This is a genomic window from Klebsiella sp. C349492 (genome assembly GCF_042055345.1).
In the GTDB taxonomy this organism is placed as follows: Bacteria; Pseudomonadota; Gammaproteobacteria; order Enterobacterales; family Enterobacteriaceae; genus Klebsiella; species Klebsiella scottii.
The window spans coordinates 163,923-188,920 of the sequence record NZ_JANQCE010000003.1; the positions used below are offsets into that span (position 1 = coordinate 163,923).

Annotated in this window: 21 protein-coding genes and 1 riboswitch; of the genes, 10 read left to right on the top strand and 11 right to left on the bottom strand. The window is 61.3% G+C overall.

The window, feature by feature from the left end:
- Positions 1-98 precede the first annotated feature (98 nt).
- Positions 99-992, top strand: coding sequence for a lipid kinase YegS (gene yegS, locus NWP14_RS13415; RefSeq protein WP_095100845.1), 894 nt, complete (start codon positions 99-101; stop codon positions 990-992).
- 95 nt (positions 993-1,087) lie between these two features.
- On the opposite strand, the gene NWP14_RS13420 is transcribed toward yegS, so the two are convergent.
- The 4 genes from NWP14_RS13420 to dalD all read right to left on the bottom strand — a co-directional run bounded on the left by NWP14_RS13420 (position 1,088) and on the right by dalD (position 6,115).
- Positions 1,088-1,750, bottom strand: a complete 663-nt coding sequence (locus tag NWP14_RS13420; protein ID WP_331834791.1) for an HAD-IA family hydrolase — start codon at positions 1,748-1,750, stop codon at positions 1,088-1,090.
- A 52-nt stretch (positions 1,751-1,802) separates the two neighbouring features.
- The gene (locus NWP14_RS13425; RefSeq protein WP_095100841.1) at positions 1,803-3,080 is read right to left on the bottom strand and encodes an RbtT/DalT/CsbX family MFS transporter; all 1,278 of its coding nucleotides are present in this window, start codon (positions 3,078-3,080) and stop codon (positions 1,803-1,805) included.
- A gap of 194 nt (positions 3,081-3,274) precedes the next feature.
- Positions 3,275-4,738, bottom strand: a complete 1,464-nt coding sequence (gene xylB, locus NWP14_RS13430) for a xylulokinase (RefSeq protein WP_375215488.1) — start codon at positions 4,736-4,738, stop codon at positions 3,275-3,277.
- A 9-nt stretch (positions 4,739-4,747) separates the two neighbouring features.
- Positions 4,748-6,115, bottom strand: coding sequence for a D-arabinitol 4-dehydrogenase (dalD, locus tag NWP14_RS13435; protein WP_375215489.1), 1,368 nt, complete (start codon positions 6,113-6,115; stop codon positions 4,748-4,750).
- 227 nt (positions 6,116-6,342) lie between these two features.
- Here dalD and NWP14_RS13440 point away from each other — a divergent pair, with 227 nt between their 5' ends.
- Entirely contained in the window at positions 6,343-7,284 is a 942-nt protein-coding gene (locus NWP14_RS13440; RefSeq protein ID WP_375215490.1) for a sugar-binding transcriptional regulator, read from the top strand.
- Positions 7,285-7,298: 14 nt separating this feature from the next.
- Here NWP14_RS13440 and NWP14_RS13445 read toward each other — a convergent pair whose 3' ends face one another.
- Entirely contained in the window at positions 7,299-8,309 is a 1,011-nt protein-coding gene (locus NWP14_RS13445) for a substrate-binding domain-containing protein (protein WP_346431030.1), read from the bottom strand.
- A 267-nt stretch (positions 8,310-8,576) separates the two neighbouring features.
- On the opposite strand from NWP14_RS13445, the gene NWP14_RS13450 reads away from it, so the two are divergent.
- Together NWP14_RS13450 and NWP14_RS13455 are read left to right on the top strand one after the other, a co-directional pair.
- Positions 8,577-9,326, top strand: coding sequence for an SDR family oxidoreductase (locus NWP14_RS13450; protein ID WP_241782311.1), 750 nt, complete (start codon positions 8,577-8,579; stop codon positions 9,324-9,326).
- Positions 9,327-9,358: 32 nt separating this feature from the next.
- A complete protein-coding gene (locus NWP14_RS13455) occupies positions 9,359-10,966 on the top strand; it encodes an FGGY-family carbohydrate kinase (protein ID WP_375215491.1) in 1,608 nt (535 codons plus the stop codon).
- Positions 10,967-11,398: 432 nt separating this feature from the next.
- On the opposite strand, the gene fbaB is transcribed toward NWP14_RS13455, so the two are convergent.
- Positions 11,399-12,451, bottom strand: coding sequence for a class I fructose-bisphosphate aldolase (fbaB, locus tag NWP14_RS13460; protein WP_095101355.1), 1,053 nt, complete (start codon positions 12,449-12,451; stop codon positions 11,399-11,401).
- A gap of 250 nt (positions 12,452-12,701) precedes the next feature.
- On the opposite strand from fbaB, the gene NWP14_RS13465 reads away from it, so the two are divergent.
- From NWP14_RS13465 to NWP14_RS13475, 3 genes are read left to right on the top strand one after another with little or no spacing between them, the layout of a single operon-like run.
- Positions 12,702-13,979: a nucleoside permease gene (locus NWP14_RS13465; RefSeq protein ID WP_375215492.1), complete on the top strand. Its 1,278-nt coding sequence runs from the start codon at positions 12,702-12,704 to the stop codon at positions 13,977-13,979.
- Positions 13,976-14,980, top strand: a complete 1,005-nt coding sequence (locus NWP14_RS13470) for an ADP-ribosylglycohydrolase family protein (RefSeq protein ID WP_375215493.1) — start codon at positions 13,976-13,978, stop codon at positions 14,978-14,980. The genes NWP14_RS13465 and NWP14_RS13470 overlap by 4 nt, the downstream gene beginning before the upstream one ends.
- Positions 14,977-15,942 (top strand): PfkB family carbohydrate kinase, encoded by a 966-nt coding sequence (locus NWP14_RS13475; protein ID WP_375215494.1) that lies wholly within the window; start codon positions 14,977-14,979, stop codon positions 15,940-15,942. Before NWP14_RS13470 ends, NWP14_RS13475 begins: the two co-directional genes overlap by 4 nt.
- On the opposite strand, the gene NWP14_RS13480 is transcribed toward NWP14_RS13475, so the two are convergent.
- The 3 genes from NWP14_RS13480 to thiM are packed head-to-tail and all read right to left on the bottom strand — an operon-like array spanning position 15,916 to position 18,277.
- Positions 15,916-16,662, bottom strand: a complete 747-nt coding sequence (locus NWP14_RS13480; RefSeq protein ID WP_375215495.1) for a GntR family transcriptional regulator — start codon at positions 16,660-16,662, stop codon at positions 15,916-15,918. The genes NWP14_RS13475 and NWP14_RS13480 overlap by 27 nt on opposite strands.
- 41 nt (positions 16,663-16,703) lie before the next feature.
- Positions 16,704-17,504 carry a bifunctional hydroxymethylpyrimidine kinase/phosphomethylpyrimidine kinase gene (gene thiD / locus NWP14_RS13485; protein ID WP_375215496.1) on the bottom strand — a complete coding sequence of 267 codons (801 nt, stop codon included), beginning with the start codon at positions 17,502-17,504 and terminating at the stop codon, positions 16,704-16,706.
- Positions 17,501-18,277 (bottom strand): hydroxyethylthiazole kinase, encoded by a 777-nt coding sequence (gene thiM / locus NWP14_RS13490; protein ID WP_346431026.1) that lies wholly within the window; start codon positions 18,275-18,277, stop codon positions 17,501-17,503. Before thiM ends, thiD begins: the two co-directional genes overlap by 4 nt.
- A 34-nt stretch (positions 18,278-18,311) precedes the next feature.
- Positions 18,312-18,408, bottom strand: a riboswitch (TPP riboswitch).
- Positions 18,409-19,278: 870 nt separating this feature from the next.
- Here thiM and NWP14_RS13495 point away from each other — a divergent pair.
- Positions 19,279-19,701 carry a universal stress protein gene (locus NWP14_RS13495; RefSeq protein WP_375215497.1) on the top strand — a complete coding sequence of 141 codons (423 nt, stop codon included), beginning with the start codon at positions 19,279-19,281 and terminating at the stop codon, positions 19,699-19,701.
- A 37-nt stretch (positions 19,702-19,738) separates the two neighbouring features.
- On the opposite strand, the gene NWP14_RS13500 is transcribed toward NWP14_RS13495, so the two are convergent.
- Entirely contained in the window at positions 19,739-20,662 is a 924-nt protein-coding gene (locus NWP14_RS13500) for a LysR family transcriptional regulator (protein ID WP_346431023.1), read from the bottom strand.
- A gap of 124 nt (positions 20,663-20,786) precedes the next feature.
- Between NWP14_RS13500 and NWP14_RS13505 the strand changes: the two genes are divergently transcribed.
- Positions 20,787-22,595: an adenine deaminase gene (locus NWP14_RS13505; protein WP_375215498.1), complete on the top strand. Its 1,809-nt coding sequence runs from the start codon at positions 20,787-20,789 to the stop codon at positions 22,593-22,595.
- 2 nt (positions 22,596-22,597) lie between these two features.
- The gene (locus NWP14_RS13510) at positions 22,598-23,941 is read left to right on the top strand and encodes an NCS2 family permease (RefSeq protein ID WP_375215499.1); all 1,344 of its coding nucleotides are present in this window, start codon (positions 22,598-22,600) and stop codon (positions 23,939-23,941) included.
- On the opposite strand, the gene NWP14_RS13515 is transcribed toward NWP14_RS13510, so the two are convergent.
- Positions 23,938-24,852, bottom strand: a complete 915-nt coding sequence (locus NWP14_RS13515) for a LysR substrate-binding domain-containing protein (RefSeq protein ID WP_331834694.1) — start codon at positions 24,850-24,852, stop codon at positions 23,938-23,940. The two genes, NWP14_RS13510 and NWP14_RS13515, sit on opposite strands and share 4 nt — an antisense overlap.
- Between the last annotated feature and the right edge of the window lie 146 nt (positions 24,853-24,998).

Consider the following 24,998-nt stretch of genomic DNA (forward strand, 5'->3'; position numbering starts at 1 on the left):
GCCCGATATCCACGCCCCCCGGGCCGATAATTTACGAAATATCCATCCTTCTCTTCATGCGGTACACTTTCTGCATCTTGTGCAATGAGGCAACCATCATGTCAACGTTTCCGGCCAGCTTACTGATTCTGAATGGCAAAGGCGCTAATGAGCCGCAGCTGCGCGAAGCGATAAATCTGTTACGCGAAGAGGGCGTCGATATCCACGTCCGCGTCACCTGGGAAAAAGGCGACGCCGGGCGCTTCGTCGATGAGGCCGAACGGCTTAACGTCGGCACGGTGATTGCCGGCGGCGGCGACGGCACCATTAATGAAGTCGCCACCGCGCTGGTCCAGCGTGGCAGCAAGGCGGCGCTGGGGATCCTGCCGCTGGGTACCGCCAACGACTTCGCTACCAGCGTCGGGATCCCGCTGGACCTCGCCAGCGCCCTCAAGCTGGCGATCGTCGGGCGCGATATCGCGATAGACGTCGCGCGGGTCAACGATAAAACCGGCTTTATTAATATGGCCACCGGCGGCTTCGGCACCCGGATCACCACCGAAACGCCGGAAAAGCTCAAGGCCGCGCTGGGCGGCGTCTCCTACCTGATCCACGGCCTGATGCGCATGGATACCCTCAAACCCGACCGCTGTGAAATCCGCGGGGAGAACTTCTCCTGGCAAGGGGACGCGCTGGTGATCGGCATCGGCAACGGACGCCAGGCGGGCGGAGGCCAGCAGCTGTGCCCGCAGGCGTTAATTAACGACGGGCTGCTGCATCTGCGCATTTTTACCGGTCAGGAGCTGCTGCCGGCGCTGTTCAGTACGCTGGCCAATCCCGACAACTCCCCTAACCTGGTGGACGGCGTTTCGTCCTGGTTTGAAATTACCGCCGCCCACGAGATGACCTTTAACCTCGACGGCGAGCCGCTAAGCGGCAAAACCTTCCGCATGGAAATTCTGCCCGGCGCCCTGCGCTGCCGGCTGCCGCCGGACTGCGCGCTGCTGAAATAGATGGGCGATCGCCAGGGAAAGGTGTGAAAATGAGCGCAGAAAAGAGATAAACCGACCGTTACATCCCCAGGGTTTCTGCGCTCATCGGTACGTGGCTATCCGGCCGCCTTGACGCTTTCAGCGCGCGACAGCAGCAGCTCGGTTAGCGAATGATGGCGGGCGACGGCGCCGTGGAACTGCTGATGCTGGCAATCTTCGGTCACCGCTATCGTCGGGATGCCCGCGGCCCGGGCGGCCTGAAAGCCGCTGGCGCTATCTTCGATAACCAGACACTGGTCCGCGCGGAGATTGAGCTTGCGCAGGGTCGAGAGGTAGACCGCCGGGTGCGGCTTGCCCCACGCTTCGTCATCGGCGCTGGATATCACGTCGAACCAGGGGCGCAGGGCGAGTTTATCGAGCACGGCGGCAATAACCTGATGGGATGAGGAGGTCGCCAGCGCAATCTTGTAGCCGCAGTGGCGGAAATGGGCCAGGGCTTCATTGACGCCGTCCATCGCCTCGCCCCTGGCGATAATCAGCCCGGTCACCCGCCGCAGGATCATCTGCTGCAGGCGCTGAGGCGCGACGCTGAGCTGACAATGGCGGCACCAGGTGCGCGCAATGTCGTCCAGCCGCTTGCCTTTGGTCAAGGTTTCACACTCCGCCACGCTAACCGTGGCGCCCCAGCGCGCCAGGGCCTCAATCTGCGCCTGGCGCCACAGGCTTTCCGAATCAATAAGCACGCCGTCCATGTCAAAAATTACCGCTTTAATACTCATCATCCACCTCAGGCGGGCCGCGATGTCTGCCATCGCGGCCCGTAGACTCTCATCAGGAAAATTCAACGCTTTTACCGCTACCGGCCGGCTGTTGGCTAAAACCCGGCTGCTCAACGCGGATAAACGCGCAGAGGAAGAACGCCAGCACGTACAGCGCGGTGTAGGCGATAACCACCCCGATGGTGCTGTAGTACGGCAGCAGGACTACCGCTATCGCCGGGGCGAGGAAGTTGGACAGCCCCGCCGACAGGTTATAGACCGAAATGGCCGCCCCTTTATGCTTAGGCTCAAGCGCCGGGAACACGGCGGCCATCGGGACGAAGGCGGCGACAAAGATCCCCAGCGCAACCGCCGGGATCAGCGCCATGGCGAAGTTATGCCCGAAGTGCTGCGGAATGTAGTAAAAAGCGAGGCTCGACAGCGCCATGCCGACGCAGCCAAACCAGCGCACCACTTTGATCCAGCCCAGCTTCTCGCCTAAGATCCCCCACAGCACGTTGGAGAAAATGGTGGTGAAGAAGAACACCGCCCACACCTGCAGCCACTCCGAGGTGGTGAAGCCCAGCTCATCAACAAACATCAGCGGCATAATGACCGCAAAGCCGAACAGCGACAGGGTATTGATAATGCGCACCACGCTGGAGAGCAGAATATTGCGATTGCTGTAGAGCAGCGTCACCGCGCGGCCCAGTTCGGCAAACTTCTCGCGGGTCGTCAGGTTTTGCATATGCCGCGGCGTCTCAATTTTGCGCAGCGCGACCATCGCGATAACGCCGCCGGTGACGCAGAACGCCAGCGCCAGCCACAGGGTACCGAGCTCGCCGATATGCGGGATGGTAAAGCTCGGAATGTAGCTGCCGAATACGCCGATGCCGATTGAATAGACGGCCCAGAACCAGCCCAGCGCCGAGCTGGCGCTGTCGCTTTTGACGTTGTGAATAATCGCCACGATAAACGAGTAGAGGAACAGCGGATAGGCAAAGCCGCGAATGCCGTAGAACAGCAGGATCAGCGGATAGTTAGCGTGTCCGAGGCCAAAAACCAGGAACAGAACGTGGAACACGCACCACAGCACGAAGCCGATCATCATCGTTTTCTGCGGGGTGATGATCTCCGCCACCACGCCGGAAATCCACGCCGAGAGCGCGGCGGCCAGGCCGTACAGCGTAAAGGCGAAAGAGGCCTGCGCCGGGGTGAAGCCCAGCTCTTTAATATAGTGCGAGAGAAAAGCCAGCTCGAAACCGTCGCCGGTCATAAACACGGCGATAGCAATGTATCCCCATATCAGATTCAGGGGCAGACCAAGCCACTGTTTATTGGTTACGGACATAATGACCTCGTTTTCAGGGTACAGGATGCCGCTCCGGTGGCGTCACCGGGGCGGTTGTTATACCCGTCATAATTCAGGCTGCAGGTGCGTTGGCTTCCTCACTCGCTCCGGTCGCTTACCTAAGTAAGCTCCTGGAGATTCCCTGCGTCGCCGCCTTCCTGCAGCCCGAATTATTTAGGATATGTTATTTATAATTAGCGCTGACGGTAATTCAGGTCGTTGAGATATAAGGCCTTAAACTGCGCATAGCGCTGCATCAGTGCCTCATGGCGGGCCGGCGTCGCGCGCCAGGTTTGCCAGACTTCCGGCTTTTCGCACACCGCAGCCAGCGGTTTCCCTGCCGCCAGGCAGGCCAGCCGCGCCGCCCCCAGCGCGCCGCCGGTTTCGCCCCCTTTATGGGTAACCACCGGCATCGCGAGAATATCCGCCAGCAGCTGGGCCCAGAACGGGCTTCGGGCGCCGCCGCCGACCAGCGAGCACTGCTCAATCCGCGTGCCGCTCTCCTTCAGCACCTGCAGGCCATCGTTGATGCCAAAGCTCACACCCTCCAGCACCGCATAGCCCAGCTGCGCGCGCAGGCTGGAGTGAGTCATCCCCCAAAACATCCCCCGGGCATCGGGATCGTTATGCGGGGTGCGTTCGCCGGAAAGGTACGGCAGGAAGAACGGGGCGCTGGCTTTCTCCTCCTCGCTGAGCTGGGCAATCTCCTCCAGCAGAGCGACCTCGGTGGTGCTGGTGAGACGGCAGAACCACTGCAGGCAGCTGGCGGCGCTGAGCATCACGCTCATCTGATGCCACAGGTTCGGCAGCACGTGGCAGAAGGCGTGAACCGCCGACTGCGGCGCCGGACGATAGGAGTCGGTCACCACGAACAGCACGCCGGAGGTCCCGAGAGAGATAAAGGCATCGCCCGGCGAGACCGCCCCAACGCCAATGGCGCTGACCGCGTTATCGCCCCCGCCGCCGGCGACCACCACCGACGCGTTCAGTCCCCAGCGCTCCGCCACCAGCGGATCGAGGGTAGCGGACACCTCGCAGCCTTCGACCAGCGACGGCATATGGCTGCGCGACAGGCCGCACTTGTCCAGCAGCGCATCGGACCAGTCGCGCTTCGCCACGTCCAGCCACAGCGTCCCGGCGGCATCCGACATATCGGAGATTTTCCGGCCGGTCATCCGGTAGCGCAGATAATCCTTCGGCAGCATAACCGTCGCCGTGCGCTGGAAGTTGGCCGGCTCATGGCGCCGCACCCACAGCAGTTTTGGCGCGGTAAACCCCGGCATCGCCAGGTTTCCCGCCACCTGGTGCAACTCGGGCGCGGCCTCCTCCAGCTCGCGGCACTCGTCGGCGCAGCGGGTGTCATTCCACAGGATTGCCGGGCGAATCACCTCCCCGCGGCTGTCCAGCAGTACCGCACCGTGCATCTGCCCCGAGAGACCGATCGCCTTGATGGCCGACCAGTGATGGCCGCACTTTTCCCGCAGGGTGGTCATCAAATACTCCGTGGCTTCCCACCACGCCTGCGGCGCCTGCTCGGACCAATGGGGATGGGGCCGCTGAATGCTCAGCGGCGCGCTATGGCTGGCGACGACGTCGTTGTTCTCGTCAATGACCAGCGCTTTCACTTCCGACGTGCCAAGATCGATCCCTAAGTACATAGCCACCTCTTACTTAATCAGCGTATAAACTGCGGCAATCTTCTCGCGCAGCAGCGCCAGGAAGTCCTCGCGATCCGCCAGCGCGCCAAATAGCGCCCGGTCTTTGGCGTAGACGGCGATCGGGTCGCTGGCCTCAAACATCTCGTGCACCGCCTGCGCGTCGAGGATCCCGTCCTGGTATTGATACGGCAGCGTTCCCTTATGCCACTGCTCCATAAAGACGAAGAACAGCGCCGGGAGCATCGCCGTCGCTTCCGGCCGCGCGCCGCGCTGGTAGCACTCCTGCAGGGTCGGGGCGATCATCGCCGGGATTTTAGAGAAGCCGTCCGCCGCCACCCGCTGGTTGGTGTCCTGGATGTAGGGGTTGGTAAAGCGCTTGAGCACCACGTCGCGATAGGTCGCAAGGTCGATACCGTTATCGCCGAGGCACGGGATCACGTCTTCGGTGACGTAGCGATCGGCAATGGCGTAGATGAATTCGGTGAGCGTGCTTTCGTGGATATAGCGCTGGCCGATCAGGGTGCCCGCCCAGGCGATGCAGCTGTGCGAGGCGTTGAGAACGCGGATTTTCGCCTCTTCGTAAGGGATAACCGACTCCACCATCTCCACGCCAACGGCTTCCAGATTCGGCCGTTCGGCGCGGAAATTATCCTCCACCACCCACTGAATGAAGCTTTCGCCCATCACCGGAGCCCGATCGTCAATGCCGGTTTGCGCTTTGATTCGCGCCGGCAGATCCGCCGCCGGGCGCGGCGTAATGCGGTCAACCATCGTGTTCGGGCAGTTCGCATTCGCCGCCAGCCACTCAACCAGCGCCTGCCTGCCGGTTAGCTGCAGGAACTCCACCAGCCCGTCGTGGAAGCGCTCGCCGTTGTGGCGGACGTTATCGCAGTTCAGCAGGGTCAGCGGTCCGGCGTTATCCGCCATGCGCTTTTCCAGAATACGCGCGATGGTGCCGTAGATGGTCTGGCAGTCGCCCTGCAGATCGGCAACCAGGTCGGGGTTGCTGGTCTCCAGACGATGGCTGGTATTCAGGTAGTAACCCCCTTCGGTGACGGTGAAGGCAATGACCTTAGTCTGCGGGTTGGCCCCTTCATCAATCAGCGGCTGCAGCCCCTTCTGCCACGGCAGCAGCTTCTGAATAGAGGTGATTTCTTCATACTCGCGTTCGCCTTCCGGGCTGACGGTCTCCAGCACATAGCGCCCGCCCTGCGCGGCCAGCGCCTGCACCACCTGCTCGGCATCATCGCGAATATTGCCCGCCGCGATATGCCAACGCTTATCGCCGCTGGCGATCAGGCGATGCAGATACCACGCCTGATGCGCACGGTGAAAAGAACCCAAACCGATGTGAAGCCATGTGTATTGCTGATTCATATTCTGATCTCCTTGAGTGATGTGGCTCACTGTAGATGATCATTTGACCCAATTAAGAGCCATAGATCACAAAAGATCAATTACCCAATTAAATTACAAATGACCAAACCAGAGCAAAAGCTTGCCTGTTTTCTGAGCCGCAGCCAAAATGCTGCTAATAGTCAAAATCAGTGGGCCTGCAGAAAGACGAACTTATCGCCGTGGCCGCAAACTTAAGGCAGGGAACCGTGAGTAAAGAAGATGACATCAGGCTGGGCCAGAAGGTCCGCGCCGCGTGGATGTACTACATTGCCGGCCAGAATCAGAGCGAGATCGCCAGCCAGCTCGGCACCTCAAGGCCGGTGGTCCAGCGGCTGATTGCCGCGGCGAAAGAGGAAGGCATCGTCTCGATTGGGCTGCATCATCCGGTGGCAAACTGCCTCGACTACGCCCAGCTGCTGCAGGAAAAATATCGGCTTATCGACTGCAATATCGTTCCGGCCTATAGCGAGGAGAGCACCCTCGATAGCGTTTCGTTCGGCTGCTACCAGCTGATGGCCCGCTATCTGCAGGACGATAAGGCCAAAATTATCGGCATTGGCTCCGGGCTGACGCTGAAGAAAACCATGCAGCGCATCGATTTCGACAGCCTGAACACGCGCTGCGTGGCGCTGATAAGCGCGATGGATGCCGACGGACAGTGCAACTACTACGACGACGTTCCCCTGCTGCTGGCGCGGAAAATACAGGCCAAATATTACCAGTGGCCCGCGCCGCGCTATGCGCAAACGGCGGATGAGCACCGGATGTGGTGCACCAGCCGCCTGTTTCAGAACGTGTCCGGAGTGGCGCAGCAGGCGGACGTGATTTTCGTCGGCATCGGCCCGCTGGGCACCCACAGCCCAATCTTCAAGGACGGATTTATTAATCAGGCGCAGCTGGACGAGCTAACGGCCCAGGGCGGGATCGGCGAGATCCTCGGCCGGTTTATCGATGCCGAAGGCGGCGTGGTGGAGAGCAATATCAACCAGATGATCACCAGCTACGATATCCGCCACAACCGCTGCCCGCGAATTGCGGTAGCCTGCGGCGAATATAAGCGTCCGGCAATTCTGGCGGCGCTGAAAGGCGGCTGGATCAACGGCCTGGTGACCGATGAGCACACCGCCCGCTGGCTGCTGACGCGCTAACGCCCGCAACGCGCTCAGATAAGCTCGCGGCTGCCGATCAGCAGCGGCGGGATTTCGACCAGCTGTTTAGCGGCGTCGCCGGAATCAATAATGCCGAACACCGCTTCCAGCATCGCCGGCACGTTCTGCTGAACCATGTCAATATCGTGCCCCAGCAGGTAGACGAAAGGGTCCCAGTCAAAGCAGCCCATCGGCGGCTGCCCGGTGCCGGTCAGGCCCCGCTGGGCCAGCCAGCGGACGACCCCTTCAAGAGAGATGGTTGAGTTGACGAAGAAGCCCTGCAGATGTTCATCCGGCGCGCCGAAGCGGGCCAGCATACTGGCCTCAACTTTGCCTTTCGAGTAGCCGGGAGCGAGGATATTTTCCGCCGGCACGTTCAGGCCGCGCGCCCGATGCGCGTCGTGAAAGCCGCGCAGACGCTCAAGGGTGTTATGGTCGCTGCTGCGGCCGCCGACGAAGGTCAGCGGCGCCAGGCTGCCGTGACGCCGCAGGCTGTTGTCGAGGATTTTATCGGTCAGCGCCCTCGCGCCGGCGTAGTTATCGGAAATTACCGAAGGCGCAATGGTTCCCGGCAGGTCAAGGTTAACGGTGGGAACCCCCGCCTGCTGGCACAGCTCGGCAATTTTGTCCGGATTGGTTGCCCCGGTCGCCACCACCCAGTCCACCTGCCAGGAGAGCATCGCCTTCACGGCTTCAATTTCCAGCTCCGGGCGACGGCGGGTACAGGTAATAATCGGCAGCAGCCCGCGTTCGCGCGCCATCTCTTCAAAACTTTCCGCCACCGATCCGAAGTAGCGGTTATCATATTTAGGGACGATCATGCCGATCACGTGGGATTTTTTACTGCGCAGCATGCTGGCCTGGCGGTTGATCGCATAGCCCTGCTCTTCGGCAATCCGGGTAACCTTCTCCGCCAGCTTCGCGCTGATACGGCGTTTTTTCCAGTTACCGTTGAGGATCGCGCTGACCGCGCTTGCCGAGACGCCGGATAATTCCGCCAGATCGTAGATAGTGATTTTTTTCATTTTCCCAACTTGCGTCACAAATTCATTTCGCTGTTAATTTCCCCACTTGCTCAATCGATGAAGCTGGCGCACATTAGCTTCATCGATTGAGCAACCACTATGCTCCCCGGCGCGCCAGGTCGCACGCCGCTCAGTATCCAGCGTATATAAATAAATGATGCTGATATTCAAAATCTTAGCAAGATTTAGTACCTGACTCCAACGCTGGTCCCGGCTTATTACGGGCCAGATCGATTTACCAAAACAGACCCGGTGAAGGATTATAAAATGAACCACTCCGTATCCTCTATGAATACTTCTCTCAATGGTAAAGTCGCTGCGGTGACCGGCGCGGCTTCCGGTATCGGTCTCGAATGCGCCAAAACCCTGCTCTCGGCGGGCGCGAAGGTAGTCCTGATCGACCGCGAAGGCGAAAAGCTAAATAAGATTGTGGCCGAACTGGGCGAAAACGCCTTCGCCCTGCAGGTGGATCTGATGCAGGGCGAACAGGTCGATAATATTCTGGCCGGTATTCTTAAGCTGGCGGGCGGGCTGGATATCTTCCACGCCAACGCCGGAGCCTATATCGGCGGGCCGGTGGCCGAAGGCGATCCGGACGTGTGGGATCGCGTGCTCCACCTTAACACCAACGCCGCCTTCCGCTGCGTGCGCAGCGTTCTGCCGCACCTGATCGCGCAAAAGTCCGGCGATATCATCTTTACCAGCTCCATCGCCGGGGTGGTTCCGGTTATCTGGGAACCTATCTACACCGCCTCAAAATTTGCGGTTCAGGCGTTCGTGCACACCACCCGTCGCCAGGTGTCGCAGCACGGCGTGCGCGTCGGCGCGGTCCTGCCTGGCCCGGTAGTTACCGCCCTGCTTGACGACTGGCCGAAAGAAAAAATGGAGGAAGCGCTGGCCAACGGCAGCCTGATGCAGCCGATTGAAGTGGCTGAATCCGTGCTGTTTATGGTGACCCGCTCGAAAAACGTCACCGTACGCGACCTCGTTATCCTGCCTAACAGCGTGGATCTCTAACTCTTTAATCAGGCTGGCTAAAGGATGGCTCTATGAACTGCGATACACCAACCATTATTGGCGTCGATGTCGGCTCGGGCAGCGTGCGGGCGGGCATTTTCAACCTCAATGGTGAACTGCTCGCCCACGCGACGCGGGAGATTACCCTCTTTCGCAGCCCGGGAAGCATGGTTGAACAATCCAGCAGCGAGATTTGGCAGGCGGTGTGCGGCTGCATTAAAACCGCGATCGCCCGCTCCGGCGCCGCTCCGGACTCGGTGGCGGGCATTGGCTTCGACGCCACCTGTTCGCTGGTGGTGGTCGGTGAAAACGACGCGCCGCTGGCGGTGGGTCCTTCAGAGGACCCAAACCGCGACATCATCGTCTGGATGGATCACCGCGCGACCGGGCAGGCGGAAAAAATTAACGCTACCCGTCACCCGGTGCTGCAGTACGTCGGCGGCATTATCTCGCCGGAGATGGAAACGCCAAAAATACTGTGGCTAAAGGAGAACCGCCCGCAGGTTTATCAGCAGGCGCGACACTTTTTTGATCTCGCGGACTACCTGACCTGGCGCGCCACCGGCGACGAGGCCCGCTCGGTCTGTACCGTCACCTGTAAATGGACCTATCTGGCCCACGAGCAGCGCTGGGATGCCGACTACTTCCGCCAGATTGGGCTTGCCGAGCTGGCGGACGAGGGGTTTGCGCGCATCGGCCAGCGCATTGTCGATCCGGGAACGCCCTGCGGCAGCGGCCTTACCGCCGTCGCCGCACAGCAGATGGGCCTGCCGGTCGGAACGCCGGTGGCGGTTGGCATGATTGACGCCCACGCCGGCGGCATCGGCACCGTTGGGGTTCTCGACGGCGCACTCAGCAATATGGCCTACGTGTTCGGCACCTCCTCCTGCACCATGACCACCTCGCAGGAGGCCATCTTCGTGCCCGGCGTCTGGGGCCCTTACTACTCGGCGATGGTGCCGGGCTTCTGGCTGAATGAAGGCGGTCAGAGCGCGGCCGGCGCCGCTATCGACCGGCTGCTGAGCTTCCATCCGGCGGCGCATGAAGCCCGTCAGCTGGCGCAGGAGGCCGGGTTGCCGCTGCCGGTCTATCTCGCGGACCGGGTGCTGGCCCGCCTGGAGAGCCCCTCCGAGGCGGTACGCCTCGCCGCCGGCCTGCACGTGGTGCCTGAATTCTTAGGCAATCGCGCGCCGCTGGCGGACCCTAACGCCAGGGCGATCGTTGCCGGGCTGGGGATGGAGGAGGATGTCGATCATCTGCTGGCGCTGTACGTGGCCGGACTGTGCGGCATTGGCTACGGCCTGAGGCAGATTCTTGATGCCCAGGAGGTCTGCGGCGTGCGCAGCGAGAATATCGTGATTAGCGGCGGCGCGGGGCAGCATCCGCTGGTTCGCCAGCTGCTGGCCGATACCTGCGGCATTCCGGTGATGAGCACCGAGTGCAGCGAGCCGGTGCTGTTAGGTTCAGCGATTCTGGGCGCCGTCGCCGGCGGGGTTTGCGCGTCGCTGCCGGAGGCGATGAAGCGGTTTACCCGGGTGGATAAGACCTATTTCAGCGCGACGCAGCATCAGGCGGTTCACCAGCGTCGCTATGAGGCTTATCTGGCTCTGCAGCAGGCGGCCAGGCTGATAAGGGAGTAGCGGCCACCGCGGAGGATATTTTCTTGCTCCGCAGGATGTTGCGGCCCATCGCCGCCGCATGAGGTTTGGTGGTCGCCGCGGCGGAGGATATTTTCTTGCTCCGCAGGATGTTGCGCTCCCCGGCGGTTTCCCTGCCCTATGTTCCCCGTCGCGCAGGGAGCGCACAGGGGGCGGCCCATCGCCGCCGCCCCCTGTACCCCCGGGCTCCGGCCAGCCAAAATCGCCGCTGCGCGGTCCCTTCGACCGATGCCGTCAGGCTGTCGGGTCGGGCCGAGGTAACGTCCCTGTAAATCACGGCCCTCAGCCCGCATCCATGCGGGCTGCCCCGGCCTGTCGGCAGCGTCTCAGCGATTTTGAGGCCGACAACACCAGCAGTTTCAGCCGGCTTCAGAACATTCGATAAATCATGTTCCGAGACACAAACTGGCATACCTAAGCTATCGTTACCTTGCCGTCGAGATAGACATCCTGCACGGCGTTGATCAGCTTCACGCCGTCGGCCATCGATTTTTTGAAGGCTTTACGTCCGAGGATCAGCCCCATGCCGCCGGCGCGCTTGTTGATTACCGCCGTACGCACGGCATCCGTCAGGTCGGTCTCGCCTCCCGCCGCGCCGCCGGAGTTAATCAGCCCCGCCCGCCCCATATAGCAGTTCGCCAGCTGGTAGCGAACCAGATCGATCGGGTTCTCGGTGGTCAGCTTGCTGTAGACGCGGTCGTCGGTATAACCGAAGTTAACCGCCTTATAGCCGCCGTTATTTTCCGCCATTTTCTGCTTCACAATATCCGCGCCAATGGTCGCCGCCAGGTGGTTAGCCTGGCCGGTCAGGTCGGCGGAGACGTGATAGTCGACGCCATCTTTCTTAAATGCCGGATTGCGCAGATAGGCCCACAGCACGGTGACCAGCCCCAGCTCGTGCGCGCGCTCGAACGCCGCAGAGATCTCTTCGATCTGGCGGCGCGACTCTTCTGAACCGAAATAGATAGTCGCCCCCACCGCCACCGCGCCCATATTAAAGGCCTGCTCAACGCTGGCGTACAGCGTCTGGTCGAAGGTGTTCGGGTAGCTCAGGGTTTCGTTGTGATTTAGCTTCACGAGGAACGGAATGCGGTGCGCGTAGCGGCGCGATACCGAGGCCAGCACGCCGTAGGTCGACGCCACGCAGTTACAGCCGGCCTCAATCGCCAGCTCGACGATATTTTTCGGATCGAAGTACAGCGGGTTGGCGGCAAAAGAGGCGCCCGCCGAGTGCTCCACGCCCTGGTCAACCGGCAGGATCGACAGGTAGCCGGTGCCGGCCAGGCGCCCCGTGTTGTACAGGGTTTGCATATTACGCAGCACCGCCGGCGGACGATTGTTATCAACCATCACCCGGTCGACGTAATCCGATCCCGGTAAATAGAGCTGATCGGCTGGAATAGTCATACAACGGTGCTGTAACAAGCTGTCGGCATCTTTGCCAAGCAATTGCGTAATATCAGTCATAGCAATAACTCCCGTAAGGCCGGCCGCGGCCGGCGTCAATGTTCCTGACCCAACTTTTTTGGGCAGGTTAAGCCTGGTACCGACTTAGCATATTTTCCAGCCGGGATCGCATTTTTTCAGCAACTTCTGCTGGCACGATTCAGATACGAAAAAGTGTTATCTTGCTCAAACAATCAGCTCAATGGTATTTAAAAGGTATTATCAAGTGGTACTCTAAATGCGTACCTTACCTGTCATGAAGGATCTCCAAATGAAAACTACAGCAAAGCTGTCGTTCATGATGTTCGTTGAGTGGTTTATCTGGGGAGCGTGGTTTGTTCCTCTGTGGCTGTGGCTGAGTAAAAGCGGCTTCAGCGCCGGCGAAATTGGCTGGTCCTATGCCTGTACCGCCATTGCCGCCATTCTCTCTCCGGTGCTGGTTGGCTCGCTGACGGATCGCTTTTTCTCTGCGCAAAAAGTGCTGGCGATTCTGATGTTTGCCGGGGCGATACTGATGTACTTCGCTGCTCAGCAGACCACCTTCAGCGGCTTCTTCCCGCTGCTGCTGGCCTACTCCCTCACCTACATGCCGACTATCGCCCTAACCAACAGCATCGCCTTTTCCAACGTCGCCGACGTCGAACGCGATTTCCCGCGCATTCGGGTGATGGGGACCATCGGCTGGATCGGCTCCGGGCTGGTGTGCGGTTTCTTACCGGGAATGCTCGGCCTGGGCGACATCTCGCCCACCAACGTACCGCTGCTGATCGCCGCAGGCAGCTCGCTGGTGCTGGGGATTTTTGCGCTGTGCCTGCCGGATACGCCGCCGAAGAGTACCGGCAAACTGAGCCTCAAGGTGATGCTGGGACTGGACGCGCTGATCATGCTGCGCGACAGGAACTTCCTCGTCTTTTTCTTCTGCTCGTTCCTCTTCGCCATGCCGCTGGCCTTCTATTACATCTTTGCCAACGGCTATCTCAGCGAATCGGGGATGAAAAACGCCACCGGCTGGATGACCCTCGGCCAGTTCTCTGAAATCTTCTTTATGCTGGCGCTGCCGTTCTTCACTAAGCGCTTTGGTATTAAAAAGGTTCTGTTGCTTGGTCTTATTACCGCCGCCATTCGCTACGGCTTTTTCGTCTACGGCGCGGCAGATAACTATTTCACCTATATGCTGATGTTCCTCGGTATTCTGCTGCACGGCGTCAGCTACGACTTCTATTACGTCACCGCCTATATCTACGTCGATAAAAAGGCGCCGGTGGCGATGCGCAACGCCGCGCAGGGGCTAATCACCCTCTGCTGCCAGGGGTTCGGCAGCCTGCTGGGCTACCGCCTCGGCGGGGTGATGATGGAGAAAATGTTTGCCTACTCATCGCCGGTTAACGGTCATACCTTTAACTGGGCGGGAATGTGGACGTTCGGCGCCATAATGATTGCCGTTATCGCCGTTCTGTTCATGGTGTTCTTCCGCGAGTCGGATAAAGACATCACCACCATTGACATCGATGCGCAAAATGCTGCGCTTACACAAGAGGAAGTCAAATGAAAGCAGAACGTATTCTCGGTGCCCTTTACGGGCAGGCGTTAGGGGATGCGATGGGCATGCCGTCGGAGCTCTGGCCAAGATCGCGGGTTAAGGCCCACTTTGGCTGGATCGACCGTTTCCTGCCCGGACCGGCGGAAAATAATGCCGCCTGTTACTTTGCCGAGGCCGAGTTCACCGACGACACCTCGATGGCCCTGTGCCTCGCCGATGCCATCATCGAATGCGACGGCCGGATTGTTCCTGATACCATCGGCCGCCACATCCTCCGCTGGGCGGAGGAGTTTGACGCCTTTAATAAGAACGTCCTCGGGCCAACGTCAAAAATCGCCTTAAAGGCCATTCGCAGCGGCACGCCGGTGAGCGATCTGGAGAATAACGGGGTGACCAACGGCGCGGCCATGCGCGCCTCGCCGCTGGGATGCCTGCTGCCGACCGGCGACCTCGACGCCTTTATTGACGAGGTTGCCGCCGCCTCCAGCCCGACGCATAAATCTGATTTAGCCATCGCCGGCGCCGCGGTCATCGCCTGGGCCATCTCGCGCGCCGTCGACGGCGCAAGCTGGTCCGCCATCGCCGATGCGCTTCCGGCCATCGCCCATCATGCCCAGCAGCAGCGCACCACGACCTTTAGCGCCTCGCTGGCCCTGCGCATTGAGCTGGCATTACGCACCGTACGCAACGCGGGCGGAGTCGAGTCCGCCTGCGAGCAGCTTTATCAGCTGGTGGGGGCCGGAACCAGCACCATCGAATCCGTGCCCTGCGCCGTGGCGATGGTTGAGCTGGCCGCAGCCGACCCTAACCGCTGCGCCGTACTTTGCGCGAACCTTGGCGGCGATACCGACACCATCGGTGCTATGGCCACCGCCATTTGCGGGGCGATAAACGGCATATCGGCCATCGATAGCCGGCTCAAAGCGCGTCTGGACGAGGTCAATAAGCTGGACTTCACGCGCTACGCCGACGCCCTCGGCCGCTACCGCCGGCAGCGGGAGGCGCAATGAATAGCCGTCAGCTGAGCGATAAGCTCGCGACCCTCACCGCCGTCAGGCCGGTGACGGTTATCGGGGCCGCGGTGATCGACGTGATTGCCGACGCTTACGCCCTGCCGTGGCGCGGCTGCGATATCGAACTGCAGCAGCAGAGCGTGAACGTCGGCGGCTGCGCCCTGAATATTGCGGTGGCGCTAAAAAGGCTGGGCATCGCGGCGCAAAACGCGCTGCCCATCGGCGAAGGCGTGTGGGCGGAAATTATCCGCAATCGCCTGGCGCAGGAGGGGATAACCAGCGTGATAACCCACGCCAGCGGCGACAACGGCTGGTGCCTGGCGCTGGTGGAGCCGGACGGAGAGCGCACGTTTATGTCCTTCAGCGGCGTCGAAAACCGCTGGTGCGACGACTGGCTCATACCGCTCAATGTCGGGCTCAACGGCCTGGTGTATCTTTCCGGCTACCAGTTGGCCTCCCCCAGCGGCGAGCGGCTGGTGGAGTGGCTGGAGAAGCAGAGTGACGTCACGCCGTTTATCGATTTTGGTCCGCGAATCGCCGATATCCCCGAGGCGCTAATGGCGCGCCTGATGGCGCTGAAGCCGCTGGTTTCCGTTAACCGTCAGGAGGCGCTGATTGCCGCCGAGGCTAACGGCTTCTCCGCTGAGGTGAGCGAGTTCGGCGCCGGGTGGCTGAAAAAGTACCGCGCCCCGCTGATCGTCCGCCTGGATAAAGAAGGCGCGTGGTTTTTCAGCCCGCAGGCGAGCGGACAGGCCCGAGCCTTCCCGGCGACGGTCGTCGATACCATCGGCGCCGGGGACAGCCACGCCGGGGGCACCCTGGCCGGATTAGCCGCCGGCTGGAGCCTGGAAGAAGCGGTGACGCTGGGGAATGCCGTGGCGGCGTGGGTGGTGGGTCATCGGGGCGGCGATTGCGCCCCGGATCGCGAAACCCTACTCCTCGCACACAAAGACGTATAGATCGCTGCGGCAGTAGCTAATGCTGTATTCGATAGGGTGCTGGTGCTGATCGAGGGCAACCTGCTTAATCACCAGCACCGGGATCGCGCTATCCATCTGAATATGCGACTGAAACTCGGCGTCCGGCATCCTGGCGCTGACCCGGGAGCGGGTGCGCTGGGGAAGGATCTGCCGGCTGCGGAAGTAGTCGTACAGCGAGACGCTGATCGCATCGACGTCGTGGATAAGATCCGCGGGAACCCACGACTCCTCAAGCGATACCGCCGCTTCATCCACGTAGCGGATGCGCTTGAGCATAAACACGTCGCTGCCTGCGGCAATCGCCAGCTGCTGCGCGACCTCCTCCGGGCATTTGACGATCCGCTTATTGACCCACAGGGTGTCGGGCTTTTTACCCCGCAGCACAACCTGCTGGGTAAAGCCGCGCGCCTCTTTCAGCGAATACTCGAAAATATTGTTGACCCGGGTGCCGTAGCCCTGGGCGCGCGTAACCACGCCTTCATCTTCCAGCGTCCGCAGCGCCTTGCGCACGGTGATACGCGATACGCCGGTAAGCTGACTCAAGTCGCGCTCGCCGGGAAGGATATTACCGTTCTCCAGCCAGCCGCTGCGCACGGCGTCCTTGATAGTGTCAGCAAACCTGATATACAGCGGCGCGTTATCCGTCGCGGCCATGCGTTCAACGAGCTGGTGAATCAACCGGGTATGCGCCTGTTCCATTTGTCTTTTCCTGACTGAAATCTGGCGTCAGTATATCAGGCTTACCACCAGGCGTGGAAATGGTGCACCGGACCAATCCCCTGCCCCACTTCCAGCGAATCCGCCTGCGCCAGCGCCGCTGAGAGCCAACCTTTGGCCTCGGCAACCGTTTGTCCCCAATCGTGGTAGCGCGGACGCAGCGCGGCCAGCGCGGCGGAGAGCGTACAGCCGGTGCCGTGGGTATTTTTGGTCCTGATCCGCGGGGCGGCGAAGCGCTGCTCGCCTTCGGCGCTAAAGAGCCAGTCCGGACTTTCGGCATCGTCCAGATGACCGCCCTTCAGCAGCACCGCGCCGCAGCCCAGCGCCAGCAGCGCCCGGCCCTGCTCAAGCATCTCTTTTTCATTCCGCGCGTGGGGAGCATCCAGCAGCGCCGCGGCCTCCGGCAGGTTTGGCGTTATCAGCGAGACCTGCGGCAATAGTCGGGTGCGTAGCGTCGCCACCGCCGAGGCTGACAGCAGCGGATCGCCGCTTTTCGCCAGCATCACCGTATCCAGCACCACGTTGGCGATCCGGTAGCGCGCCAGCCGCTCGGCCACGGCTTCGACAATATCCGTTTCCGCCAGCATGCCAATTTTGGTGGTATCGATACGGACGTCGCTGAACACCGAGTCCAGCTGGGCGGCAACAAAATCAGGCTCGATGCGGTACACCGACTGCACGCCCCGGGTGTTTTGCGCCACCAGCGCGGTGATCACCGAGCAGCCGTAGGCGCCGAGGGCGGAAAAGGTTTTAAGATCGGCCTGAATCCCCGCGCCGCCGCTGGGGTCGGTGCCGGCAATCGTTAAGGCGTTAATCCGCTTCATTGATGGTCCTCCTCGTACAGCGCATCAAGGAACGCCGGGGTAAAGCTGCCCGGGCCGCCCTGACGGGCCGCCAGCCCGCCCGCCAGCTTCATCAGGCCGCAGGCCGCCGCGACGTTTTCCAGCCGGTCGCCGGGAAGCGCCGTACTGGCGGCAACAACCGCAGACAGGGCGCAGCCGGTGCCAACAACGCGGGTCATCAGGCGATCCCCGCCGCTTACGGCGCGCGTGCGCTGGCCGTCGGTGACGTAATCCACCTCACCGGTCACCGCAACCACCGTATTCAGCTGACGCGCCAGCGCCTGAGCGGCCGGCAGCGCCGCCGCCGCGGTATCGGTGGTATCGACCCCGCGCCCGCCGCCGCTCATCCCCGCCAGGGCCATAATCTCCGAGGCATTGCCGCGAATGGCGGCCGGCTGCAGGGTTAACAGATCGCGACAGAATTCGCTGCGCAGAGTGAGCGCGCCGACCGCAACAGGGTCCAGCGCCCACGGCTTGCCGGCCTGCTGCGCGCTGCGGACAGCCGCCCGCATGGCGTCGGCGCGGTCGACGGTTAAGGTTCCGACGTTAATTAACAGCGCATCGGCAATGGCGGCAAACTGGCCTGCCTCCTGCGGGTCAATCACCATCGCGGGGGAAGCGCCAATCGCCAGCAGGACGTTGGCGGTGAAAGTCTGCACCACGTCGTTGGTCATGCAGTGAATAAGAGGGGAATGGCGGCGAAAAAGATGTCGCAGATGCGCGATATGCGCGGGGTTCAGTTGCTCAGCTTGCATCGTTTGCTCCAGCCAGGCGATGAAGAAGCAACGACCTTGCGGTCTCTGACTTCCCTACGCTGGCATTATCCAGATCAGGTGGTACGGGTTTTTCTCAGCCTTCACAAAGAAGGGCACCCCGAGTCATTTAATTCAAAATCAAAAACTTGCGATTAACATTCCGTTAATCTCTGATCAGGATAATGCCATCGGGAAGTCAAAGACACAACCTTTCTAAAAACAGCATACGTCCCGCCAGTGACCCATGTTGGGGACCACAAGAGCAAACCAAAACACGCGGCATCCCCGGTGGCGCTATCGCGATATGTCGAGATAATGAGCTACAAGATGTAGAAAATGTGAAGATTGTCATTGACAACTCGGGATTTAGGAAAACGCTGAATAGAAATTCATAACGGAATGATAATCTGTCTACTCCAGTTCAGGAGTTGAAGATGAAAAAAATAATCCTTTTCGTGCTTGTAGTAGCAAGTGTCTCCAGTTTATCCGGATGTATCATGCCCTGGTGGGGACCAGGTGGCGGAGGCGGTGGCGGAGGTCCGATGCAAGGGCCTGGTGGTGGCGGTGGCGGTGGATTTGGTGGAGGTCATGGTCCGGGCTGAATCTAAAACACAGGCATAAAAAAACCGGACGGGAAACCGCCCGGTTTAGTTGATCTTATTCGTTCTTTTTTCATTAAGATAATGCCGAATAGCGCTATCGAATCCGTAATTTTTAATACGATCAAGCAGGCTGGAACGACGACAATCAGGCCGACATTAATAATCGCGTCGTCGTTTGTACCGTCTAAAATCCACTGCATCAACGGCTGGTTGCCAGTGGACTAACCCCGCCGCCGCTCGTGGGGGATGCTTTACCGTTTTCCAGCCCCCGGAACATGCGCTTTCCGCCCTGATTTCCCTGCCCTTTTTACGCACATATCGATTTGCTTTCGCCGCTACCCGGGCACAAGATTAGCAGTGGGAATAATGTTTTGCGCAGATAACCAACCGAGGTGGGCTATGTCCGTTTATCACCATGCGCTGGTGCTGATTAACAGCAGCATTGACGGGGTTCCGCTGCTTCAGCACGCGGCTAAAATGGCCGAAGAGAACGCCATGAAGATAACCATCGCCCACATCAGCACCGACTATCGGGCGCTGAACTACGTTTCCGACAGCCTGATGGATGATGACGTCTCGCAGGAGGTGATCCAGGCCAAAGCCCTGCTCAACGAACTGGCTACCACCGTCGCCCTGCCGGTGCAGACGCTGGCGCTGGTCACCGCCCGCCGCTTTGCCGACGTCGAGGAGTGCGTGCGCCAGCGCAATATCGATTTGATTATTGCCGGCCACCGCAACCGCCTGCTGGGGGTGATGGCTTCCCACTCCCTCGAGTACATCAATCACCTCAGCGTGGACGTGCTGATTAAGCACCTGCCCTGACCCACCGCTGCGGCCTCCCCGAAAGAGTGGCGGCTGATTACGGATTCACTTCCCGCAGCGAACTCAGCAGCAACGCGAAGCTGGACTCAATCAGCGGCGGTAGCGGCTGCGGCCCGCGCATTAGCGCCACGGTGCGGCTCAGCGCGGGCTGCTGCAGCTGGGCTATCTTCAGCTGCGGATCGCATAAATGGGTGGTATAGAGCTCGGGCAGAATGGCTATCGCCAGGCGCGACCGCACCAGGCCATACAGCGTTTCGATATAGTCCACCTGATAACGCGTATTCAGCGTCAGGCGATGGCTCTCCGCCAGCGCCCCCACCAGCCGCTGGATATTGCCTTTCGAGAACACCGCTATATCGCGACCGGCCAGCAGCTTCCACGGCAGATGCGGCTGGCTGGCGAGCGGATCGTCGCCGTGCAGCACCGCCACAAACGGGTCCTCGCGCAGCGGATAAACCTGCAGCTCTGCGGGCAACGAGCTGTCGATGGCGCCCACGGCGAAATCAATCTGCCCGCTCAGCAGTTCGCGCACCAGCGCGTCGTTGGCCCGATCGTGAAACTCGACCCGCAGGCGCGGAAAGGTCTCGGCCAGGGTCTGCGGCAGCAGGGGAAAAAGCAGCGAGCTGACCGACGGCATCAGCCCAATGCGCACCGTACCGTCGCCGCCGGCTTCGACAATCTGCCGCATATCATCAAACGCCAGCTGGGCCACGCTCAGCACGCGCTGCGCGTGGGGCAGGATCGCCGCGCCCAGTTCGGTCAGCGTGACCGAAGAGGCGGTGCGGTTCACCAGCTTGCCGCCGAGCACCGCCTCCACCTGCCGCAGCGCGCTGCTCAGCGCCGGTTGGCTGATGGCCAGCCGGTTGGCGGTATCGGTAAAATGACGCAGCTGCGCCAGGGTAACAAAATACTGTAGCTGCTTGAGAGAAAGCGCGGGCAGCCGCTGCCACGGTTCGGTCATGTTATCCATCGCTGAGAGTGAGCAGGCAGAATAACCCGAGCTTATCGGGCGATAAATTTATTCATCTGGGCAAACGTTTGCTGTGCCCCTAGAGTATCGCCATTATCCTTGTGCCGGAGTTGTTATGTCCAGCAGTGCTGAAAACCGCCGCCGCGCCGTGCAGGCCGCCCGGGGCGAATTGCCGTTCGATCTCTTACTCACCGGGGGAGAGATCGTTGATATGGTCACCGGGGAAATCCGCGCCGCCGACGTCGGCATCGTCGGAGAGATGATTGCCAGCGTCCACCCGCGCGGTAGCCGCAGCGATGCCGCAGAATCCCGCGACCTGCAGGGCGCATACCTCTCTCCGGGGCTGATGGATACCCACGTCCACCTCGAAAGCTCCCATCTGCCTCCCGAGCGCTACGCGGAAATCGTCCTCGCCCAGGGAACGACGGCGGTATTTTGGGATCCGCACGAGCTGGCCAACGTTCTCGGCGTGGAGGGCGTGCGCTACGCCGTTGCCGCCAGCCGCAATCTGCCGCTGGAGGTGATGGTCGCCGCCCCCTCCAGCGTCCCGTCCACGCCGGGGCTGGAGATGTCCGGCGCGGATTTTGCCGGAGAAGAGATGACCACCATGCTGGCGTGGCCGGAAGTGCGCGGCGTGGCGGAAGTGATGGATATGCACGGCGTGCTGCACGCCAGCGAGCGGATGCAGGAGATAGTCCAGGCGGGTCTCAACAGCGGCAAGCTGATTGAAGGCCACGCCCGCGGGCTGAACGGCGCGGACCTGCAGGCCTATCTGGCCGCCGGCGTCACCTCCGATCATGAGCTCACCTCGGCGGAGGATGCGCTGGAAAAGCTGCGCGCCGGCCTGACGCTGCAGATTCGCGGCTCGCACCCCTATCTGCTGGAGGATATCGTCAAGGCGCTGAAAACCCTGCCGCATCTCTCCTCGCAAATCACCGTCTGCACCGACGATGTGCCGCCGGATATGCTGCTGGAAAAAGGCGGCATTATCGCCCTGCTCAACCTGCTGATTGGGCACGGCCTGCCGGCCACCGATGCCCTGCGTTTCGCCACGCTGAACGCGGCGATCCGTCTGCAGCGCAATGATTTAGGCCTGATTGCCGCCGGTCGTCGCGCGGACCTGGTGGTGTTCCCCGCTCTGGATAAGCTGCAGGCGCGCGAGGTCTATGTCGCCGGGAAGCTGATTGCCCGGGACGGACAGCTGCGCCATCCCATTCCTGCGGCCACCGACGTCACGCCGCCGCGCGATACCCTGCAGCTTGCGCCGCTGAGCGCCGACGACTTTATCCTCAAGGTCGGCGGTATTCGCCACGGCGTCGCCCGCCTGCGGCATATTCGCGGCGCGCGTTTTACGCAGTGGGGGGAAGTTGAGGTGCAGATCCGCGACGGCAGCGTCCAGCTGCCCGACGGCTTCAGCCTGATTTGGGTCAAGCACCGCCACGGGCGCCATCAGGCGATGCCGCAGATTGCCCTGCTTGAGGGCTGGGGCGAGCTGCGCGGGGCGATTGCCACCAGCTACTCCCACGACTCGCACAACCTCGTGGTGCTCGGGCGAGACGCCGAAGAGATGGCGCGGGCCGCCAACCGGCTGATCGCCTCCGGCGGCGGCATGGCGCTGGCGCAGCGGGGAGAAATTCTGGCCCATGTCGCCATGCCGATTGCCGGGATGCTTTCCGACCTGCCGGCGGCGGAGCTTGCGCGCCAGTTCCGCGAGCTGCGCGATCTGAGCGCCGAGATTGCCGACTGGGAGCCGCCGTACAGGGTGTTTAAGGCCATCGAAGGAACCTGCCTCGCCTGTAACGCCGGGCCGCATTTGACCGATTTGGGTTTGACCGACGGCACCACCCGCCGGATCGTCGACCCGCTGATAGCCTGCCGGGAAACCCCGGAGCATACCAACAACAATAATCACCACGGAGCCTGATAATGGCTGACAACACACTTCCTGCATCAACCCGGGGCAGCTGGCTGGAACGGCGATTTTCCCTCTACTCACGCGGCAGTACGCTGCGTACCGAGTGCCTGGCGGGGGTCACCGGCTTTCTCGCCGCCGCCTATCTGCTGGTGGTTATTCCCGGCCTGCTGGCGGTAGGCGGGATGGATAAAGGCGCGGTTACCACCGGAACGATTCTGGTCTTCGTCGCCGGAACGCTGCTGATGGCGTTCTACGCTAACCTGCCGTTTATCGTCGGCCCCGGCATCGGCGGATCGGTGCTGGTGGGCGTCACCCTGGCCGGTAGCGAAGGTATCGGCTGGCAAATCGGCCTCGGCATCGCCTGCTGGTCCGGAATTCTGTTTTTCCTGTTGACCAAATTCGGCCTGCGCGAGGTAGTGACCCGCTCGGTGCCGCAGTCGATCAAGCTGGGGCTAACGGCCTCCATCGGGCTGTTCGTGGCGGTTCTCGGCTTTCGCAACGCCGGCCTGGTGCTGGCGAATGCGAAAACCAACGCCCTGATGCTCGGCGATTTCCTGGCCCCCGGCGCGCTGGTGGCGCTGTGCGGCCTGTTTCTCGCCATTGCGCTGCAGGCGCGGCGCATTCCGGGCGCGATTCTGTGGGCCATCCTCGTTGCCACCCTCGTGGGGATCCCGGCCGGCGTCACCCGGCTGCCGACCAGCTTTATCGCCATGCCGCACTCGCTGACGCCGGTGCTCGGTCACGTCGATATGCTCGGCGCGCTGAATATCGCCTTTCTGCCGTTTCTGTTTATCTTTTTCGCCTCTGAGTTCTTCTCAACCATGGGGACAACTCTGGCGGTAGGCGGCGAGGCGGGCCTGCTGGATGAGGAGGGCAATATGGTGCACATCAACCGGCCGTTTATGGTCGACTCCATCGCCGCAGCCATCGGGCCGTGGGTCGGTATTCCGGCAGCCACCGCGCTGATTGAGTCCTCCGCGGCGGCCGAAGCGGGCGGCAAAACCGGGCTGACGGCGCTGGCGGCGGCGGTGATGTTCCTGCTGATGCTGCTGTTTACCCCGATTGCGCTGATGATCCCTAAAGAGGCCACCGCGCCAGCGCTGATCCTGATTGGTCTGAATATGTTCAGCGGTCTGCGCAAGGTCGATTTAGCCAACTTTACCGACGGGCTGCCGGTGTTAATGATGGTGATGATCACCCTTATTGCCAACAGCTTTGGTACCGGCATCGCCGGCGGGCTGCTGTTCTATATCGTGATTAAGGCCGTTGCCGGAAAGTGGCGCGAGATCCCGTTAGGACTGTGGGTCCTCGCGATCCCGCTGGTCTACTACTTCGCGACGCTGGTGAGGCACTAAGGCGCCGGGCGCTGGTTCTGCAGCGCCTCGCAGCGGGCCTTCACCTCTTCATACAGCAAACGCACCGCGGCAGAGAGCTGCTTGCGGTGCGGGCAAATCATATTCAGCGGCACCCGGTCGCCCTGATACTGCGGCAGGAGAACCTTCAGCCGCCCGGCGCGAATATCGTCGCTGACGTCGAGCCAGGATTTGTAGGCAAACCCCTCCCCGGCAATCGCCAGACGGCGAATCACTTCCGCATCGTCGCTGACGATAACGCCAGAAACCTGCACGTGCTGAACCTCCCCCGCCAGGCTTAATGACCAGCGATCGAACTGCCTGCCGCGCAGCACGTACAGCAGAGCGTTACGCTGCGCCAGCTCCTCCAGGGTCTGCGGTTCGCCGTGTTCGGCGATCCACGCCGGGGAGGCCACCAGCACCCGGCGGTTTTCCGCCGCCACCGGCAGCGAGATAAACGAGGCGTCGTCGTTATCGCCATAGCGAAACGCCACGTCGACCGGATCTTTAAACACGTCGGTGCGATGATCGGAGAACAGGATGCGCAGCCTGAGCTCCGGGTAGCGCTGGCGAAAGGCGCGAAACACCGTCAGCAGCAGATTGCGCCCAAGGTCGGAGGGCACCGCAATTTGCAGCGTGCCGCGGATTTCATCATCCGGCAGCTGGATTTTTTGCAGCCCGGCGTGCAGGGTGTCGAGCATCTGCGTCGCATAGGGCAGCCAGGTCTCCCCTTCGGGGGTCAGGCGCAGGCTGCGGGTTGAGCGGGCAAAAAGACGGATATTCAGCGTGGTCTCCAGACGCTTAATCGCCGCGCTCACCTGCGCCGGCTGCTGCCCGACCTCCCGCGCCGCGTCGCTGAAGCTGCCGAGCGCCGCCGCGCGGACAAATAACGTCAGATCTTCCAGCCTGAACATATTAACTCCCACCTCCGAATCGCCGGACTTTTCCTAAAACTGGCGCAGTTCGCTGAATCGCGTAACCGGCACCATCGTTTGCTTACATTTTTAATCAACCAGTACTTGCCATCGCCGTCATGCTTCGGAATGATACGAGGCTGCGA

Coding starts and splice junctions, on each gene's coding strand:
- NWP14_RS13480 (WP_375215495.1), bottom strand. CDS start 16,662: ATGGAACAGGCGCATACCCGGTTGATTCACCAGCTCGTTGAACGCATG.
- NWP14_RS13475 (WP_375215494.1), top strand. CDS start 14,977: ATGAATAGCCGTCAGCTGAGCGATAAGCTCGCGACCCTCACCGCCGTC.
- thiM (WP_346431026.1), bottom strand. CDS start 18,277: ATGCAAGCTGAGCAACTGAACCCCGCGCATATCGCGCATCTGCGACAT.
- NWP14_RS13515 (WP_331834694.1), bottom strand. CDS start 24,852: ATGTTCAGGCTGGAAGATCTGACGTTATTTGTCCGCGCGGCGGCGCTC.
- fbaB (WP_095101355.1), bottom strand. CDS start 12,451: ATGACTGATATTACGCAATTGCTTGGCAAAGATGCCGACAGCTTGTTA.
- NWP14_RS13500 (WP_346431023.1), bottom strand. CDS start 20,662: ATGACCGAACCGTGGCAGCGGCTGCCCGCGCTTTCTCTCAAGCAGCTA.
- NWP14_RS13495 (WP_375215497.1), top strand. CDS start 19,279: ATGTCCGTTTATCACCATGCGCTGGTGCTGATTAACAGCAGCATTGAC.
- thiD (WP_375215496.1), bottom strand. CDS start 17,504: ATGAAGCGGATTAACGCCTTAACGATTGCCGGCACCGACCCCAGCGGC.
- NWP14_RS13445 (WP_346431030.1), bottom strand. CDS start 8,309: ATGAAAAAAATCACTATCTACGATCTGGCGGAATTATCCGGCGTCTCG.
- NWP14_RS13455 (WP_375215491.1), top strand. CDS start 9,359: ATGAACTGCGATACACCAACCATTATTGGCGTCGATGTCGGCTCGGGC.
- NWP14_RS13425 (WP_095100841.1), bottom strand. CDS start 3,080: ATGTCCGTAACCAATAAACAGTGGCTTGGTCTGCCCCTGAATCTGATA.
- yegS (WP_095100845.1), top strand. CDS start 99: ATGTCAACGTTTCCGGCCAGCTTACTGATTCTGAATGGCAAAGGCGCT.
- NWP14_RS13465 (WP_375215492.1), top strand. CDS start 12,702: ATGAAAACTACAGCAAAGCTGTCGTTCATGATGTTCGTTGAGTGGTTT.
- NWP14_RS13505 (WP_375215498.1), top strand. CDS start 20,787: ATGTCCAGCAGTGCTGAAAACCGCCGCCGCGCCGTGCAGGCCGCCCGG.
- dalD (WP_375215489.1), bottom strand. CDS start 6,115: ATGAATCAGCAATACACATGGCTTCACATCGGTTTGGGTTCTTTTCAC.
- NWP14_RS13450 (WP_241782311.1), top strand. CDS start 8,577: ATGAACCACTCCGTATCCTCTATGAATACTTCTCTCAATGGTAAAGTC.
- xylB (WP_375215488.1), bottom strand. CDS start 4,738: ATGTACTTAGGGATCGATCTTGGCACGTCGGAAGTGAAAGCGCTGGTC.
- NWP14_RS13470 (WP_375215493.1), top strand. CDS start 13,976: ATGAAAGCAGAACGTATTCTCGGTGCCCTTTACGGGCAGGCGTTAGGG.
- NWP14_RS13510 (WP_375215499.1), top strand. CDS start 22,598: ATGGCTGACAACACACTTCCTGCATCAACCCGGGGCAGCTGGCTGGAA.
- NWP14_RS13420 (WP_331834791.1), bottom strand. CDS start 1,750: ATGAGTATTAAAGCGGTAATTTTTGACATGGACGGCGTGCTTATTGAT.